Source organism: Nocardia sp. NPDC055002, assembly GCF_053608825.1.
Window position 1 is genome coordinate 125,427 of record NZ_JBSGWE010000008.1, and the last position, 15,492, is coordinate 140,918.

General features: G+C 67.0%; 18 protein-coding genes. 8 read left to right on the top strand and 10 right to left on the bottom strand.

Features of this window, described 5'->3' with window-relative positions; all coding sequences use genetic code 11:
- Nucleotides 1–61: 61 nt before the first annotated feature.
- On the bottom strand, nt 62–1,405 hold the full coding sequence (locus tag ACWF99_RS28185) for an FAD-binding oxidoreductase (RefSeq protein WP_452537832.1): 1,344 nt from the start codon (nt 1,403–1,405) through the stop codon (nt 62–64).
- Nucleotides 1,406–1,476: 71 nt separating this feature from the next.
- On the opposite strand from ACWF99_RS28185, the gene ACWF99_RS28190 reads away from it, so the two are divergent.
- Nucleotides 1,477–2,403 carry a LysR family transcriptional regulator gene (locus ACWF99_RS28190; RefSeq protein ID WP_452537833.1) on the top strand — a complete coding sequence of 309 codons (927 nt, stop codon included), beginning with the start codon at nt 1,477–1,479 and terminating at the stop codon, nt 2,401–2,403.
- Nucleotides 2,404–2,412: 9 nt separating this feature from the next.
- Here the strand turns inward: ACWF99_RS28190 and ACWF99_RS28195 are convergent, their stop codons facing one another.
- A complete protein-coding gene (locus tag ACWF99_RS28195) occupies nt 2,413–3,084 on the bottom strand; it encodes a pyridoxamine 5'-phosphate oxidase family protein (protein WP_379318114.1) in 672 nt (223 codons plus the stop codon).
- Between the two features lie 132 nt (nt 3,085–3,216).
- Between ACWF99_RS28195 and ACWF99_RS28200 the strand changes: the two genes are divergently transcribed.
- On the top strand, nt 3,217–4,764 hold the full coding sequence (locus ACWF99_RS28200) for an acyl-CoA carboxylase subunit beta (protein WP_378637353.1): 1,548 nt from the start codon (nt 3,217–3,219) through the stop codon (nt 4,762–4,764).
- Between the two features lie 69 nt (nt 4,765–4,833).
- Here the strand turns inward: ACWF99_RS28200 and ACWF99_RS28205 are convergent, their stop codons facing one another.
- Nucleotides 4,834–5,295 carry an ABA4-like family protein gene (locus tag ACWF99_RS28205; RefSeq protein ID WP_378637122.1) on the bottom strand — a complete coding sequence of 154 codons (462 nt, stop codon included), beginning with the start codon at nt 5,293–5,295 and terminating at the stop codon, nt 4,834–4,836.
- Nucleotides 5,292–6,239, bottom strand: a complete 948-nt coding sequence (locus tag ACWF99_RS28210) for a hypothetical protein (protein WP_452537835.1) — start codon at nt 6,237–6,239, stop codon at nt 5,292–5,294. The genes ACWF99_RS28205 and ACWF99_RS28210 overlap by 4 nt, the downstream gene beginning before the upstream one ends.
- A gap of 117 nt (nt 6,240–6,356) precedes the next feature.
- Between ACWF99_RS28210 and ACWF99_RS28215 the strand changes: the two genes are divergently transcribed.
- Complete coding sequence (locus ACWF99_RS28215; protein ID WP_378637126.1) at nt 6,357–6,983, top strand: MerR family transcriptional regulator; 627 nt, start codon at nt 6,357–6,359, stop codon at nt 6,981–6,983.
- A 47-nt stretch (nt 6,984–7,030) separates the two neighbouring features.
- On the opposite strand, the gene ACWF99_RS28220 is transcribed toward ACWF99_RS28215, so the two are convergent.
- The 4 genes from ACWF99_RS28220 to ACWF99_RS28235 all read right to left on the bottom strand — a co-directional run bounded on the left by ACWF99_RS28220 (nt 7,031) and on the right by ACWF99_RS28235 (nt 10,861).
- Nucleotides 7,031–7,783 carry an amino acid ABC transporter ATP-binding protein gene (locus ACWF99_RS28220; RefSeq protein WP_378637356.1) on the bottom strand — a complete coding sequence of 251 codons (753 nt, stop codon included), beginning with the start codon at nt 7,781–7,783 and terminating at the stop codon, nt 7,031–7,033.
- Nucleotides 7,784–7,809: 26 nt separating this feature from the next.
- Nucleotides 7,810–8,748, bottom strand: coding sequence for an amino acid ABC transporter permease (locus ACWF99_RS28225; RefSeq protein WP_378661142.1), 939 nt, complete (start codon nt 8,746–8,748; stop codon nt 7,810–7,812).
- Nucleotide 8,749: 1 nt separating this feature from the next.
- Nucleotides 8,750–9,655: an ABC transporter substrate-binding protein gene (locus ACWF99_RS28230; protein ID WP_378661139.1), complete on the bottom strand. Its 906-nt coding sequence runs from the start codon at nt 9,653–9,655 to the stop codon at nt 8,750–8,752.
- 126 nt (nt 9,656–9,781) lie between these two features.
- Entirely contained in the window at nt 9,782–10,861 is a 1,080-nt protein-coding gene (locus tag ACWF99_RS28235) for an isocitrate/isopropylmalate dehydrogenase family protein (RefSeq protein WP_452537836.1), read from the bottom strand.
- A 293-nt stretch (nt 10,862–11,154) separates the two neighbouring features.
- On the opposite strand from ACWF99_RS28235, the gene ACWF99_RS28240 reads away from it, so the two are divergent.
- Both ACWF99_RS28240 and trxA read left to right on the top strand, forming a co-directional pair.
- The gene (locus tag ACWF99_RS28240; protein ID WP_452537838.1) at nt 11,155–11,454 is read left to right on the top strand and encodes a 2'-5' RNA ligase family protein; all 300 of its coding nucleotides are present in this window, start codon (nt 11,155–11,157) and stop codon (nt 11,452–11,454) included.
- Between the two features lie 49 nt (nt 11,455–11,503).
- Nucleotides 11,504–11,881, top strand: coding sequence for a thioredoxin (gene trxA, locus ACWF99_RS28245; protein WP_056824580.1), 378 nt, complete (start codon nt 11,504–11,506; stop codon nt 11,879–11,881).
- Nucleotides 11,882–11,952: 71 nt separating this feature from the next.
- On the opposite strand, the gene ACWF99_RS28250 is transcribed toward trxA, so the two are convergent.
- Entirely contained in the window at nt 11,953–12,372 is a 420-nt protein-coding gene (locus tag ACWF99_RS28250) for a 2-keto-3-deoxygluconate kinase (RefSeq protein ID WP_378661134.1), read from the bottom strand.
- Between the two features lie 337 nt (nt 12,373–12,709).
- Here ACWF99_RS28250 and ACWF99_RS28255 point away from each other — a divergent pair, with 337 nt between their 5' ends.
- Nucleotides 12,710–13,033, top strand: coding sequence for a DUF6191 domain-containing protein (locus ACWF99_RS28255; RefSeq protein ID WP_452537840.1), 324 nt, complete (start codon nt 12,710–12,712; stop codon nt 13,031–13,033).
- A gap of 6 nt (nt 13,034–13,039) precedes the next feature.
- Here the strand turns inward: ACWF99_RS28255 and ACWF99_RS28260 are convergent, their stop codons facing one another.
- The gene (locus tag ACWF99_RS28260; protein WP_452537841.1) at nt 13,040–13,816 is read right to left on the bottom strand and encodes an acyl-[acyl-carrier-protein] thioesterase; all 777 of its coding nucleotides are present in this window, start codon (nt 13,814–13,816) and stop codon (nt 13,040–13,042) included.
- Nucleotides 13,817–14,052: 236 nt separating this feature from the next.
- Here ACWF99_RS28260 and ACWF99_RS28265 point away from each other — a divergent pair, with 236 nt between their 5' ends.
- Entirely contained in the window at nt 14,053–14,913 is an 861-nt protein-coding gene (locus ACWF99_RS28265; RefSeq protein ID WP_452537843.1) for a haloalkane dehalogenase, read from the top strand.
- 207 nt (nt 14,914–15,120) lie between these two features.
- Nucleotides 15,121–15,459, top strand: coding sequence for an LGFP repeat-containing protein (locus tag ACWF99_RS28270; RefSeq protein ID WP_101463459.1), 339 nt, complete (start codon nt 15,121–15,123; stop codon nt 15,457–15,459).
- Nucleotides 15,460–15,492: the final 33 nt, after the last annotated feature.

Here is a 15,492-nt window from a genome sequence, read left to right on the forward strand (position 1 = left end):
CCTCCCGATATCTGAGTGATATCACTAAGATAGTAGATATCGGGAGGCTGAGCAAGCGGCGCTAGGAACCGGCGGCGATATTGCGGTTGGCGCGGAACATGTTTCGCGGGTCGTACTTCGCTTTCGCCGCCGCCAGCCAGCGGTAGGTGTCCGGGGAGTAGCCTGCCGCGGTCTGGGCTTCGTCCGCCGCGCCGCCCGCACCGTAAAGGAACGCGAGACTGTGCCCGATCGTCCACGGCGCCAATGCTTCTCGCACCTTCCCGAGGCCTTCGGGTGCGGAGTCACCCTCACCGGGACCGGTGATCACCCGCACGATGTACTCCGCATCGCGATGATCGATCGAGGCCGGGCCACCGTGCCGCAGGGCCGCACCGAGATGGCGGATGTCGATGACCGCGTCGACCGATCCGCCCGGGGCCGTCAACGCGCGCAGCGCGGACAGACCCTGCGGTGTCAGCTCCGAGAGCAGCGCGTTGGTCGCGGCGTAGGCATGCGGGAAAGGCGGGTCACTGTGGATGGTGTGCGATTCGGCGTAGGGCATCGTGCGCAGGTCCTCGTGCAGCCGAGGTCCGATCCGCCGCAGGGGCGCGACCCACCGTTGCCCCTCCTCGTCCGGCCCGTCGAAGGCGATTCGGATCGAAGCGACGTGCCGGCCTCGCAAGGATTCCGGCACGGGCGGGATGTCGGGATAGGTCACCACCGCGATCGTGGAGGTCAGCGCGCTCGGTACGGTCTCGGTCCAGGTGCGCCACGCCTCCAGCGCCGCGTCGACCAGTGGCGCGTCGAAAACCAGCTGACCACCATAGATTTCGGCGACGGGGACGAGATCGAGTTCGAGACCGGTCACCACGCCGAAGTTCCCGCCGGAACCCAGTACCGCCCCGAACAACTCGTCTTCCGGGCCGAGCGAGCGCATCCTGCCGTCGGCGGTCACCAGTTCGATGCGGCGCACATGATCTGCGGCATAACCGAATTCACGGGCCAGCAATCCGAGCCCGCCGCCGAGCACATACCCGACGACGCCCACCGACGGCGACGACCCGTTCAACGGCGCCAGCCCGTACCGCGCGGCCGCCTCGACCAACGCGCCCGCCCGCACCCCGGCCCCGATGTGAGCGGTACGAGCCTGCGGGTCGACGGTGATGGCGTCCATGCGTCCGGTCGTGATGAGCACCCCGCCGTCGGTGGCTACCGACAGACCGTGTCCGGTCGCCTGCACGGCCACCGACAGCCCGTGCCGTGCGGCGAATTCCACGGCGGCGCGCACGTCCTGGCCGTGCTGGGCGCCGACCACGAACGCCGGACGGTGGGTGTAGGCGGTTTGGAAGCCGGCGATCTCCTCGGCGTACCCGGGGTCGTCCGGCGTGAAGACAGGACCAGTGAACTTCGTTGCGATATCGGTCATGTCTTCGACTCTGCTCGCCGACAATGAATAAGTACAAGAGATAGATCTTCTATTACCTATAATCGATAGTTATGGAACTGCGTCAGCTGCGCTACTTCGTGACGATCGTCGACGAGGGCGGGTTCACCAAGGCCGCCGAACGGCTGCACTTGTCCCAGCCCGGTCTCAGCACCCAGATCCGCCAACTCGAACGCGAACTCGGGCAGCGTCTGCTCGACCGCGGTGCGCGCTCCGTGACACTGACCGACGTCGGCGCCGCGGTGCTCACCCACGCACGCGCCGCCCTGGCCGCCGCCGACCGGATCGGCGACACGGTCGGGGAGTTCACCGGATTGCTGCGGGGTCAGGTCCGGCTCGGCATGATCTCCGGGGCGGCGTCGGAGGTCTTCGATGTCGCGGGCGTTCTCGCCGATTTCCACCACGATCATCCGCAGGTCGGGATCAGCCTCACCGAGGACACCGCGGAAAGGATGCTCGCCGCCGTCGAACACGGTGAACTCGACATCGCGTTGACCGGATTGACCGGCGCGCCGATAGATTCCGGCATCGGACTCGAGGTGATCCTGGAGACCGCGCTCGTCGCCGCCGTCGCCCACGATGCGCCCATCGACCCCGCCGAATCGGCGGGCTCCATCACCTTGGGAGCCCTCGCCGATCGCCGCCTCATCTGCCTCACCCGGGGCACCGGCCTTCGCGGGGTCTTCGAACGCTCTTGCGCCGCCGCTGGTTTCACCCCGAACATCGCCTTCGAAGCCGCCGCTCCCCCGCTGCTCCTCGAACTCGCCGCACGCGGGCTGGGAACCGCCATCGTCCCAGCCCTCACCACCGCCGAAGCTGACACCTTCGGTGTCCGATCCCTCGACATCGTCGACCCCACCATCCACGGCCGGCTGGCCCTGGCCTGGCGCACCGATCCCCCGCCCGGCCCGGCGGCGAAGGTGCTGCTCGGGCAACTACGTATCGCCTTCGGCGGCCACGCCTCCGCCGTCGATCGATAGGCGCGGCGGTCAGGGGGAAGACTTCAGGCGGGCGATTTCGGCCTCGAGCTCGGCGTTGCGGTGCTGTAGACGCTCGATTTCGGCTTCGAGAGGAGCGCGGCCCGCGCGCAGGTAGTCCTGGATCCACTCGGTGCGGTAGCGAGGGGTGATGTTCTTGGTGCAGTTCCGGTCGAACGCCTCGACCCGCACCACGAACGCCCGGTCCGAGCGCGCGTCGATCGGGCCCGCCGACGTGGTCAGGAGGCGGTCGAGCAGGCCGGGATCGTCGGCGCGTTCGACGACCTCGACCCGACCGAAGATCTTGACCCTGGTGCGGGTCGGGTAATCGATGAAGAACAGCGACACCCGATCGTCGATGTCGAGATTGCCCACAGTGACGAACTGGTTGTTACCCGCGTACTCGGCCCACGCGATCGTCGAGGAGTCGAGCACGTGCACGAAACCCTGTGGCCCGCCGCGATGTTGGATGTAGGGCCAGCCGGATCCGGTGACGGTAGCGAGGTAGAACGAGTCGGCCTGCCGGATCAGGCCCGCCACCTGGGGCTCCAGTTCTTCGGGCTCGCCGATGTCGGCGCCGTCGGCCATCCGCCTGCCGTGGACGGTGAAACCACCACCGCTGCGCTGACGGCGCTCGGTGGCCGAGGAGAAGGCGATCGCTCCGTATCGGGTCGGCTTGTTCACCCCACCCACGGTACGACGCGTGATTCGTCAAGGATCGGTCCGCCGTGCCGCTGATGTCGGCGCGGGCGTCAGCGCTACGCTTTGGCTAACCGATGAAGGAGAGCTCGACCAGGACGAGGAAGGGCGTGCGTGGTGGAGTCGACTACTGCTGCGAAACTGCAAGAGCTGCGGGACAATCTGAGGGCGGCGCGGGAACCCGCGGGGGAGGCGGGGATCGCCAAGCGCGCGGCGAAAGGAATCCCCGGTCCACGCGAACGCATCGAAATACTTCTCGACCAGGGCAGTTTCACCGAAATCGGGGCACTGGTGAAACAGCCAGGCGCGGCCGACGGACTCTACGGTGACGGTGTGGTCACCGGGCACGGCAGGATCGACGGGCGCCCGGTGGTTGTGATCGCCCACGACCAGACCGTGTTCGGTGGATCGGTGGGTGAGATGTTCGGGCGCAAAGTCGCGATGGCGATGGACCTGGCGGCCGATATCGCGTGCCCGTTCGTGGCGATCAACGACTCCGGCGGCGCCCGGGTGCAGGACGCGGTCACCTCACTGGCCTGGTACGCCGAGATGAGCAGGCGGCAGACGCGGCTGTCCGGGGTGGTACCGCAGGTGTCGGTGATGTTGGGCAAATGTGCTGCGGGCGCGGTGTATTCGCCGATCAACACCGATGTGCTGATCGCGACCGAGTCGGCGTACATGTTCGTGACCGGTCCCGAGATCATCCGCGAGACCACCGGCGAGGAAGTGACCCTCGACGAGCTCGGTGGCGCGTTCAACCAGGCGCACAACGGCAACATCCATCACGTGGCGGCGGACGAGAAAGCCGCTTTCGAGTGGGCACGAACGTATCTGAGCTTCATGCCGTCGAACTGCTACGAGCGTGCTCCCCTGATCAATCCCGGTCTGGAGCCGGAGATCACGGACTCCGACCGCGAACTCGATTCGCTGATACCGGATTCCGATCGCCGGGGCTACGACATGTACGAGATCCTGCTCCGGATCTTCGACGACGGGGAGTTCCACGAGATCGGCGACGGCGCCGCCCGCAATCTGATCACCGGATTCGCACGGGTCGACGGGCGCAGCGTCGGGGTGGTCGCCAATCAGCCGCTGGTGGCCAGCGGCGCGATCGACGCGCGCGGGTCGGACAAGGCCGCGCACTTCATCCGCCTGTGCGACGCGTTCGACATTCCGCTGGTGTTCGTCGTCGACACCCCGGGCGTGCTGCCGGGCGTGGAGGAGGAGAAGATCGGCGTCATCAAACGCGGCGGGCGCTTCTTCTACGCGGTCGTCGAGGCCACCGTTCCGATCGTCACCGTCGTGGTCCGCAAGGCCTACGGCGGCGGCTACGCGGTGATGGGGTGCAAGCAACTCGGCGGCGACATCAATCTCGCGTGGCCGACGGCCCGGATCGCTGTGATGGGCGCCGAAGCCGCCGTGGGCCTGACCCAGCGCAAACAGCTGGCCGCCGTCCCCGAGGCAGACCGACCGGCCGTGCGTCAGCAGATGGTCGACTTCTACAACGCCGCCGTCGCCACCCCGTGGATCGCCGCCGAGCGCGGCTATATCGACGCGGTCATCGAACCGTCGAGCACCCGGCTGGAAATCCGCAAAGCACTGCGCCTGCTCGGCGACAAACACATCGAGCAGGCACCGCGCAAACACCGCCTGATGCCGTTGTAGCGCCGCGTCACCGCGGCCTGCCGGCCGGGAAGCGCCGTGAGCTGGACCAACGAGCCCGGCTCACGGCGGCTACGCGCCGACCGGATCCGCCTGTGTCGCGGCAGAACGCTCGATCGGCGAGCGCCGCGCGAATTCACGGACGAGCAGATAGATCGGGAAGGCGATGGGCGACAACAGAATCGTGCCGACCAGCAGTGGGCCCATCAGGAGCGGGTGCACGTCGCGCTCGCGACTGTCGAGATAGATCCAGCGGCCGAGGAACAGGTCCCACGCGATGATCTGCGCCCACAGTGCGGTCAGCACAGCGGGATCGGCAGTGGCTTCGGTGATCGCATCCAGTGACGGTGAAGTCACCAGCGACCACATCGCGCCGAGCACCGGAACCGCGACGATCGCCCAGACCGCCAATGGCACCAGCACAATCCACGGCGACGAGATGATCGTGCGAGTCCAGCGCCAGGTCGGCGCGAAGATCATCAGAGCCCAGAAGGGCACGGTGACGAAGAACGACAGGTCGAACAGCGTGCTCATGCGGTGACCACCTTTCGGGTACCGGCCGCGCTCGCGACCGAGATCATTACTCCGACAACAATTCCGGTGACGATCGCGGCCGCGGCGGTGAGCGTGGCCTGATCGGGGTGGATCAGCGGCTGTCCGCGCAGCGCCTGCCAGGTGACCAGGGCGAGGATCGCCGCGTAACCCGCCGACCCGGTGATGATCAGGCCCAACCGAACGCGTACCGACCGCAACAACGGGATCCGTGGAGCCAGCACGACCAGCAGTGCCGCGAACAGCGGCAGCGCCTGGAGGGCGTGCATGCCGAAGAAATGCGGAATGCGCAGGTCACCGTCGGTGGTACTCCACCCGGTGAGCGGCATGCCGGGAGTACCGTCCGGTGCGCCGACGGTATGAGCGCCCGCGATACCGTCGATGCCCGATTCCTGCATCGGCATCAACTGGCCCAGGCCCAATCCCACCAGCGTGATCAGCAGGCCGAGGCGGATCGACCAGGTGATCGCGATGTCTCCGATGCGGGTGCGGGCCACTGCGACAGCGACCACCATCGTCGCCAGGAACAGCACCACGATGGTCGACCCCATCGTGACCCAGAGCATCGCGTCGAACGTGGTGGTCGTGTTGTAGTGGCTGCGAGTCCCCCGGATCACCTGCCCGAAGATGACCGCCTGTTCGATCACCCCGGCGACCACGATCACCGTGGCCATCCGCGAGGCGAGCCGAGAAGGGCTGGGCCGCAACGACATCAACCAGGCCAGCGCGACGCTGTAGAACACGAACGAGATCGCGAACTTGGTCGGCTTGAACCAGGCCGTCGACCCGGCGATCACCCGGTCGTCGACCAGCATCCCGATCAGGCCGACCACGACGAGCGCGGCGTTGACGGCGGCGAAATACATCAGCGGGCGGTGCAGGGGGGCGTTGGGGCGGGGCAGCGAGGGGACGGTCAGGACTGACATTCGAATCTCCCAGAGATAGATAGCTATACTATCCGTTATGGATAGCTAGACTATCCGCTATGGGTGACGTAGGCAAGGGGTAGGAACAACACGGAGGTAAGAGTGCGAATCTCGGAGTTGAGTGATCGCAGTGGCATCGCGGTGGCGACCATCAAGTACTACCTGCGCGAGGGACTGCTGCCGCCGGGTGAACGCACCAGCCCCAACCAGGCCAGCTACGGCGAAGACCACCTGCGCCGACTCCGCCTGATCCGCGCGCTGATCGAGGTGGGCGGGATACCGGTCGCCACCGTCTCCGATGTGCTCGCCGCGATCGACTCTCCCGACATGCCGCTGTTCCATGTGCTGGGCGTGGCACAGGACAGCCTGTCCACCCCCGTCCCCGCCGCCCATGACGCCGAATGGGATCGCGCCTACGAGGCCGTGCGCGCGGAGATGGACCGACGCGGCTGGGACATGAAACCGAGCCCGCAGGCCATCGACACGCTCACCGGAGTGATCGTCCGACTCGCGCAACTCGGCTACCGGGACTGGGCCACCACGACCCTGCCCACCTACTTCGACAGCACGCGCGCGGTAGCGGAGAACGACGTGGCGGCCGCCCTGTCCGCGGGCGGGCGCGACGACATCATCGACGCGGTCGTCGTCCTCACCGTCCTCGGAGACACCGCACTGGCCGCCATCCGCCGCATCGCCCAGGCGCAGGTCTCCCTGGAACGCCTGAAGAACCCGGAAACCCCCTGAAAAACGCAGCGACCCCGCGGGAATCCGCGGGGCCGCTGCGTCGTATCTCAGAGCAAACGGGAGAGGAAGGCCTGGGTCCGCTCGTGCTGCGGATTGGCCAGCAGCTCACGCGGCGGGCCCGACTCCACGACCACACCGGCATCCATGAACACCAGTTCGTCGGCGACCTCGCGGGCGAAGCCCATCTCGTGGGTCACCACCAGCATGGTCATGCCCGAATCGGCCAGCTCCCGCATCACCGCGAGCACCTCACCGACCAGCTCGGGGTCCAGCGCCGAGGTCGGCTCGTCGAACAGCATCAGCTTGGGATCCATCGCCAGGGCTCGCGCGATGGCGACGCGCTGCTGCTGACCACCGGACAACTGCGCCGGGTAGGCGTTGCGCTTGGCCGAGAGCCCGACCCGCTCGAGCAGCTCCTCGGCCCTGGCGACGGCCTCGGACTTGCGGATACCGCGCACCTGGATGGGCGCCTCGATCACGTTCTCCAGCGCCGTGCGGTGCGGGAACAGGTTGAAATGCTGGAACACCATGCCGATATCGCGACGCTGGATCGCGGCATCGCGCTCGTGCATCTCGTAGAGCTTGCCGTTCTTCTCCCGGTAGCCGACGAGATCGCCGTCGACGTAGAGCCTGCCCGCGTTCACCTGCTCGAGGTGATTGATACAGCGCAGGAAGGTCGACTTGCCCGAGCCCGACGGCCCGACCAGGGTCAGCACCTTCCCACGCTCGACCTCGAGAGAGATGCCCTTGAGCACTTGCAGCGCGCCGAAGCTCTTACACACCCGGTCAGCCAGCACCATCGGCGGGACTGCCACAACTGGTTCGGTCATTTCGCCTTCACCGCCGCCTGCGCCGTGGCCAGTTCCTGAAGCTGCTTGGCCGTCAGCTGCCGGGTGGCACCACGCGAGTAATAGCGTTCCAAGTAGTACTGGCCGACCATGAGCACGCTGGTGATCGCCAGGTACCAGGTGGCACAGACGAGCAGCAGCGGGATGGGCTGGAAGTTCACGCCGTAGATGTCACGGGCGCGGCCGAACAGGTCGGTACTCAACGGAATCGCGGTGACCAGCGAGGTCGTCTTGAGCATGCCGATCAGCTCGTTGCCGGTGGGCGGGATGATCACCCGCATGGCCTGCGGCAGCACCGTGCGACGCATCGTCTGTGTCCACGACATGCCCAGCGCCACCGACGCCTCGCGCTGACCCTCGCCGACGGAGTTGATACCCGCGCGCACGATCTCGGCCATGTACGCGGCCTCGTTGAGGCCGAGGCCGATCACCGCGAACAGGAACGCCGCCTGCAGGTGCTGCACATCGAGGTGGAAGAACTGCGGACCGAACGGCACACCGAGATCGATCTGCTTGTACAGCGAGGGGACCAGGCCCCAGAACACCAACTGCACGAACACCGGGGTGCCACGGAAGATCCACAGGTAGATCCACGCGGCGGTACGCAGCACCGGGTTCGGCGACAGGCGCATCACCGCCAGGACCGTGCCGAGGCCCACCGCGATCGCCATCGCGAGCACGGTGAGCTCCAGGGTGACGATCGCGCCGGCGGTGATCCGGCTGTCGAACAGGTACTTGCCGTAGGTATCCCACCGGTAGGCGGGATTCGTGGCCGCGCCGTAGACGAACAATCCCACCAGGATCAGGATGATTGCCGCCGCGATCCAGCGGCCCGGCCTGCGCAGCGGGACCGCCTTGATCGGTTCGGGTTCGGTGCCCGGTCCGGGCACCTCCACCGTGTCTTTCGCGTCGGTCACGTCAGCTCACTGCACCGTTGATCACCGAGGTCTTGATCTGACCGTCCTGCACACCCCAGTTGGTGGTGATCTCGCCGTACTTGCCGTTGTCGATCAGGTGCTGCAGCGCCTTCTGCAGAGCCGCCGCCAGCGGGGAGCTCTTCTGCACGGCCCAGCCGTAGGGCGCGGAATCGAACAGCGGGCCCGCGGCCTCGATCTTGCCTTCGCTCTGCTTGATCGCGTACGCGGTCACCGGGGAATCGGCCGACATCGCGTCGACCTGGCCGAGCACCAACGCGTTGGTCGCGGCGCTCTGCTCGTCGAATGCCTTCATTTCGATGGCGGGCTTACCTTCGGCGACGCACTTGGCGCTCTTGGCGGGAATCTCGTCGGTGTGCTCGACCGTAGTGGACTGTACGGCGACCTTCTTGCCGCACGCATTGTTCGGATCGATCGCTTTACCGGTTTGCTGGGCCCACTGGATACCCGCGGAGAAATAGGTCGTGAAATCGACCTGCTGTTCGCGTTCGCGCGAATCGGTGATCGAGGACATACCCACGTCGTAGGTCCCGGCCTGAATGGCGGGAATGATCTTCTCGAACGAGGATTCGACATAGTCGACCTTCAGTCCGAGGGTGCTCGCGACGGCGTCGAGGAGGTCCACATCGAAGCCGACGATCTTGCCGCTCGCGTCCTTGTACTCGTTCGGCTGGTACGGCACGTTCACGCCGACGACCAACTTGCCTGCCTGCTTCACTTTGTCGGGGACCGCCGCGGCGAGCGCGTCGACCTTCTCCGCCGACACCTTGTTCACCGAGGCGCCGTCGCCCTCGGTGTTCTCGGCGCAGCCGGTCAACAGCAAGGCACCGCCGGCGACGGTACACAGCAGCCGCACGGCGCCACGGCCGAGGACAGTTCGAACAGACAAAGGAGCCTCCACATTTCACGTCGACGCCGGCCACGTGTCAGCGCCTGTTTGGCAATGTATGCGAACCGGACACAGCGTGGTGCGACAGTAACCGAAGATTAATCAGCCAATGTGAAAGGGGTCCCTTCACCTCCGGTGCACGCGGGCCCGTACCTGCTCGGTGAATTCGCTGGTGGAAGCCAGACCGCCGAGATCCGCGGTCGCGATTCCGGCCGCCAGCGTCGCCGCCACCGCGCGGGTAATACGGTCGGCGGCATCATGGAGCGAACTATTGTCGTCACGAACTGCCAACCAGCGCAACAGCATTGCCGCCGACAATTGCAGCGCGGCAGGATTGGCCCGATTGTGCCCGGCCAGACCGGGCGCCGCGCCGTGCACGGCCTGTGCCATCGCGCGCGTGTCGGAGCAGTTGAGCGAGGCGGCCATGCCGAGGGAACCGCTGAGCTCACCGGCCAGGTCCGAGAGGATGTCGCCGAACAGGTTCTCGGTGACGATCACGTCGTACTCGGCGGGTGAGCGCACCAGGTGCGCCGCCATCGCGTCGACGTGTTCGTCGTCGACCGTCACGTCCGGATACTGCTCGGCCACTGCGTAACAGACGTCACGGAACAGGCCGGTCGTCATCGGCAGCACATTGGCCTTGTGCACCACGGTGACCCGCTTGCGCCTGCCCTGCGCGAGCCGCAGCGCCTGATGCGCGATCCGCTCGCACGCCTGGCGGGTGATCACCGCGACCGCCATCGCCACGTCCTCGGTGGGACGGAACTCCCCCGACCCGGCGAACATATTGCGGTCGGCGTAGAAGCCCTCGCTGTTCTCCCGGACGATCACCAGATCGATGTCGGGCGCCATCGCGCGCACGCCGGCGAAGGCGGCGGCAGGGCGGATGTTCGCGTAGAGCCCGAGCCGTTTGCGGATGACGCCGCCCGGCGCCACGCGCATGTCCGACGGGTAGGAGGCATTGTCGTGCGGGCCGAGGATCCAGGCGTCGAAATCCTCGAGGGCGGTCAGCGTCTGCTCCGGCAGCGGGTTGCCGAAGGCGGCGATCGCATCGTGCCCGATCACCAGCGGCACCCACTCCACCGGGGCGAGCCCGGCCGCGCCGATCGCTTCGTCGACGACCGCCCGGGTCGCGGCCACCACCTCGGGGCCGATACCGTCGCCGTCGATCACACCGAGTCGCAGGTTCGCCTTCACACCGTTCACTCCCCCATCCTCGCGCGTGTCCGGACCGGATCGAGCGAGTGGGCGGTGCGGACACGCCGCAGCGACTAGTTTCTGCAGATCATGGTGCAGTCGGTGGAGTTGCTCCTCGACGAGGGCGGCGAGGCGGAGATCCGCAGGCAATGGGCGGTTCTTGCCGAAGCAGGCCTGGGCAACCGCCACCCCGGGACCGCACGGCCGCACCTCACCGTCGCGGTGGCGCGCGAGATCTGGCCGCGCATCGACCACGCGCTCGAGCGGCTCGCGTTCGAGCCGCTGCCGATCCGTTTGGGCGGTTGCTCGTCTTCGGGGCGCGCCGACCGATCCTGGTCAGGGCGGTCGTCGTCACCGCGGACCTGCTCGCCCTGCATCGCCGGGTCAGCGAGGTGGTCTCACCCTGCCCCGGCGTACCGGCGACCATGGCTCCCGGCGCGTGGACACCGCACGTGACCCTGGCGCGGCGAGTGCCCCCCGAACGGCTCGGCGACGCGGTGCGGACGGTCGCGGCCGACACCGATTTCCGGTCGCTCATCGTGGGGATTCGCCGCTGGGACGGGGAGGCGCGGCAGGAGCGAATCGTGATCGGGGGAAGATAGTGGGACGCCGCGGCGTTACAGCCGAGGACACCGACAAGGAGAGGACGTCATGGCCACCCAGACGCTGACCCAGCAGAACTTCGACGAAGTCATCACCGGAAACGACGTGGTCCTCGTCGATTTCTGGGCTTCCTGGTGCGGTCCGTGCCGCAGTTTCGCGCCGACCTACGAGACCTCGTCGGAAAAGCACACCGACGTCGTCTACGGCAAGGTCGACACCGAGGCCGAGCAGGGACTCGCCGCGGCCGCCAACATCCAGTCGATCCCGACCATCATGGCCTTCCGCGAGGGCGTACTCGTCTTCGCACAGCCGGGCGCGCTGCCGCCCGCCGCGCTCGAGGACCTGGTGACCCAGATCAAGGATCTGGACATGGACGAGGTGCGCAAGCAGATCGCCGAGCAGCAGGAATCCTCGCCCGCCGAATAGCCCGGCGCCGAGAACACGAAGGGCCCGTTCACCTTTCGAGTGAACGGGCCCTTGTGCGTGTCCGGGTGGCGTCAGCCCGCGAGCAGGTTGACGCCGGCGATCATGGCGCGCACGGTCGATTCCGCGCTGTCGGCGGCGGTGGCCACCGCCCAGCCGCGCCTGCCGTTGAACTCGCACTGCATGAAAGTGGCGGTGCCGTCGGCGGTCGGGCGCTGATGGAAGTGCAGGATCTCGAGGGGGTAGCCCTCGTCGTAGAGCGCGGAGGTCATCGCGGCAACGGGGCTGCCGGTGGCGATGACGGTGCGCAGGTGGTCGGCGAATTCCAGGGTGGCGGTGAAATCCGTTCCGGAACAAGACCATTCGCGCAAGGCGATGGATCCGTCGGCGCGGGTGTACCGGTCGAGGAAGGCGGCGGGGTCGAGGTCGGTGAGCTCGGCGCGCAGGCCCTTGGGGGCAGCGGCGAACAGGGCATGGTCCAGTGTCAGCGTCATTGCAGGTGAGGTCTTCCCGAAGATGTCTTCGTTGGCAGGTGGGACCAGCAGAACGATGAAAAGCAGCCCGCAGCGTAGGGGCTGGTCCGAATCAGACCCCGCTACGGCGGGTTACTACGAGAAGAATTCGCCGTGAGGCTTCCTGCGCGGTCTGCGCAGCAGCGACCGCGAGGTCGCGGTCAGCGACTAGCAGCGCGGCACAGCGGGCGGGATTCGGCACGCAGTCGAGAATAGGGCGATCGTCGCGAAACCGCAACCTGGTTCACTGCCCGGAGTGTCTACCCGTGAGTACCATCACCGCAGCTCAGGATCGGTAACATCGACCCCGGCGACGGCGATGGGTACCGTATCGGGCATGGGGCTGGCGATGACGATCCCCGGGCTCGCGTGTCTGCTGATCCTGTTGGCGTTCGTCGAGGTGGCGATCAACCGGGTCACCGGGACACGTTTCCTCCCGTGGACGCGCAAGCGTGGCGGCACCGTCGCCTCGGCGACCGGTTTCGAACATCTCACCGCGATGTTCCAGGGCTCCAAGCACCACGAGTTCGAACAGCGGCAGAGCACGCTGATGCACCGGGAAGATCCGTCGGAGGGCGCCCCGCCGCGGGATCAGGTGGATCTGGCGGGCGGGTCGGCGCGGCTCGTCGCCCGCGAGCGCTGAATCCGTTCAGTGCCGCGAGGAACCGCCGGTCAGGGGTTCCACCGAAGCGAGGGCGCGGGCCGAACCGTCGACGTCGACCTGGACGCGCAGGCGGTCGGGTTGCGAACTCGTCCGCAACACCACTTTGTCGCCCATCATCACCGGGCCGACGTGTTCGACGATCGCCCGGTACGGCAACCGGTGACGGTCCGGGTGCGCGGCGAGCGCTTCCTCCATGGCCTCCCAGTACACCGCGTTGTTGACATGGCCGAGCCGGTCGACGTCGGTGACGCGCAGCGGGAACGGCACCTCCTCCACCTCCGCGACGTCGAGTTCGGCGAGCGCGGCTTTCCAGCGCAAGCGATGTTCGGTGGTGCTGGCCAGCATCGGCGCCATGAACGCGTCGCTCATCCGCGCGGGACGGCCGGCGACGGGGTCGATGTGGATCAGGAACGCCGCGGCCTCGATGTGCCCACCCTTCTCCCCGCGCAACCGAATGCGCATGTCGCACCATCGATTCGAGAGCGCGTCGGCCCAGCGACGTAGCTGGACGCGGTCGCCGAACATGATCGGCTCGTACACGTCGATCACCGTGCGCCGCACGATCCACGCCTGATGGGTGTCGCCGTCTTCCACCGCGTCGAGATGATCGAACCCGATGTCCTGCAGGTAGCGCGCCACCGCGTCGAGCCGCAGCCGGTCGTCCCCATCGGTATCGCCGAGTCGCACCGGCCACGACATCGCGAAGGCCTGCTCGATATCGGGGCAGTCGGGCAGCGGGGTCGCGATGACGGGCTCGGTCATAGGGCCGATGCTGCCACAGGTGGTCGTCGCGAGCCGGATCCCACCGCGACAGTGTTCACATCGAGTTGCAAGCAGGCTCCCCCTCGGTGACGCGACGGTTGCCGACTGCCACGGACGCCGACCCGGTGGCCGACGTCTCGGTGACCACCACCTCATCGCAGATCCACCGAAGGCTTTGAATCGCTGCGGTTTTCGGCCGTAGGGTCGGTTCGACGCCGGAGGACAGGATGGATGCGATGCTGATCGATTTCACGCCGGACAAGGCGCTGTACCCCTTCGAATCCCGCTGGTTCGAATCGTCGGCGGGCCGGGTGCACTACATCGACGAGGGCTCCGGGATCCCCATCCTGTTCTGCCACGGCAGCCCCACCTGGAGTTTTCTCTACCGCAAGATCATCGGCGAGCTCGGCGACCGGTTCCGGTGCCTGGCAGTCGACTACCTGGGCTTCGGACTGTCCGAACGGCCCCCGGGATACGGCTACACGATCGCCGAGCACGCCGCGGTGGTCGGCGAGCTCGTCGACCATCTCGGGCTCGACGGGTTCGTGATCATGGGCCAGGACTGGGGCGGGCCGATCGGCGCCGCGGTCGGGGCCGATCGAGCCGATCGGGTGCGCGGACTCGTGCTCGGCAACACCCTGTTGTGGCCGACGGACACCTGGCCGCAGAAAGTGTTCAGCCGGGCCATGAGCAGCTCGCCGATGCAGCGGCGGATCCTGCGCGACAACCTTCTCGTGGAGCGTTTCCTGCTCGGCGAGCTCCGGAACACGATCAGCGAGGCCGAGGCCGATCACTACCGCGAGGTGCAGCCCTCCCCCGAAGCCAGACGCGGAATCGCCGCCATGCCCGGGCAGATCCTGGCCGCTCGTCCCTTCCTCGAGCAGCTGTCCACCGATGTGCCCGCTCGACTCGGCGCCACACCGACGCTGCTGGTCTGGGGCATGAAGGACATGGCGTTCCGCCCCGCCTCGTTCCTGCCACGGATGCGCGACACGTTCACCGACCACCGGGTCCTCGAACTGCCCGACGCCAGGCACTTCATCCCCGAACACGAGCCCGGCACGATCGCCGAAGCTATCGTCCAGCGTTTTCACTGACACCGCCGTGATCGCGGTGAGAAAGCAGGGCACACCGCCGCTAGCCGATGCCGCGCCGGTTTCGGTCATCGACCATGAGCGAATCGCTGGCTAATAAAATGTGACCAGATTGTGAATCTCCCGCGAGTCGCCGCCGAGAACGGCCGATCGCACGGTAGCGTCGCGGCCGCTAGGCCAATTGTTACTGCGTGAAAGGAATTGTTCGACATGGCATTCGAAGTCACTGGGGCTATCGGCGATCACTACAACGAAGCCGGTGGCGCGTCCAGCCCGCTGGGTGAGCCGACCTCGGCAGAGCAGGACGCCCCCAACGGTGGCAAGTTCCAGGAATTCACCGGCGGCGTCATCTACTTCAAGCTCCCGACCGGGGCCAAGACCGTGTACGGCGCCATCCGTCAGGCATGGGAAGCCGAAGGCGGCGCGGGCGGCCGGTTCGGCTACCCGACCTCCGACGAGCAGGACATCGAAGGCGGCAAGATCAGCCACTTCGAGAACGGCTCGATCAGCTACTCGATCGCCGATGACGCTGTGACGGTCAACGCGTAACTCGCGTTCCCGCTACGCCACGAGGGGCGCCTA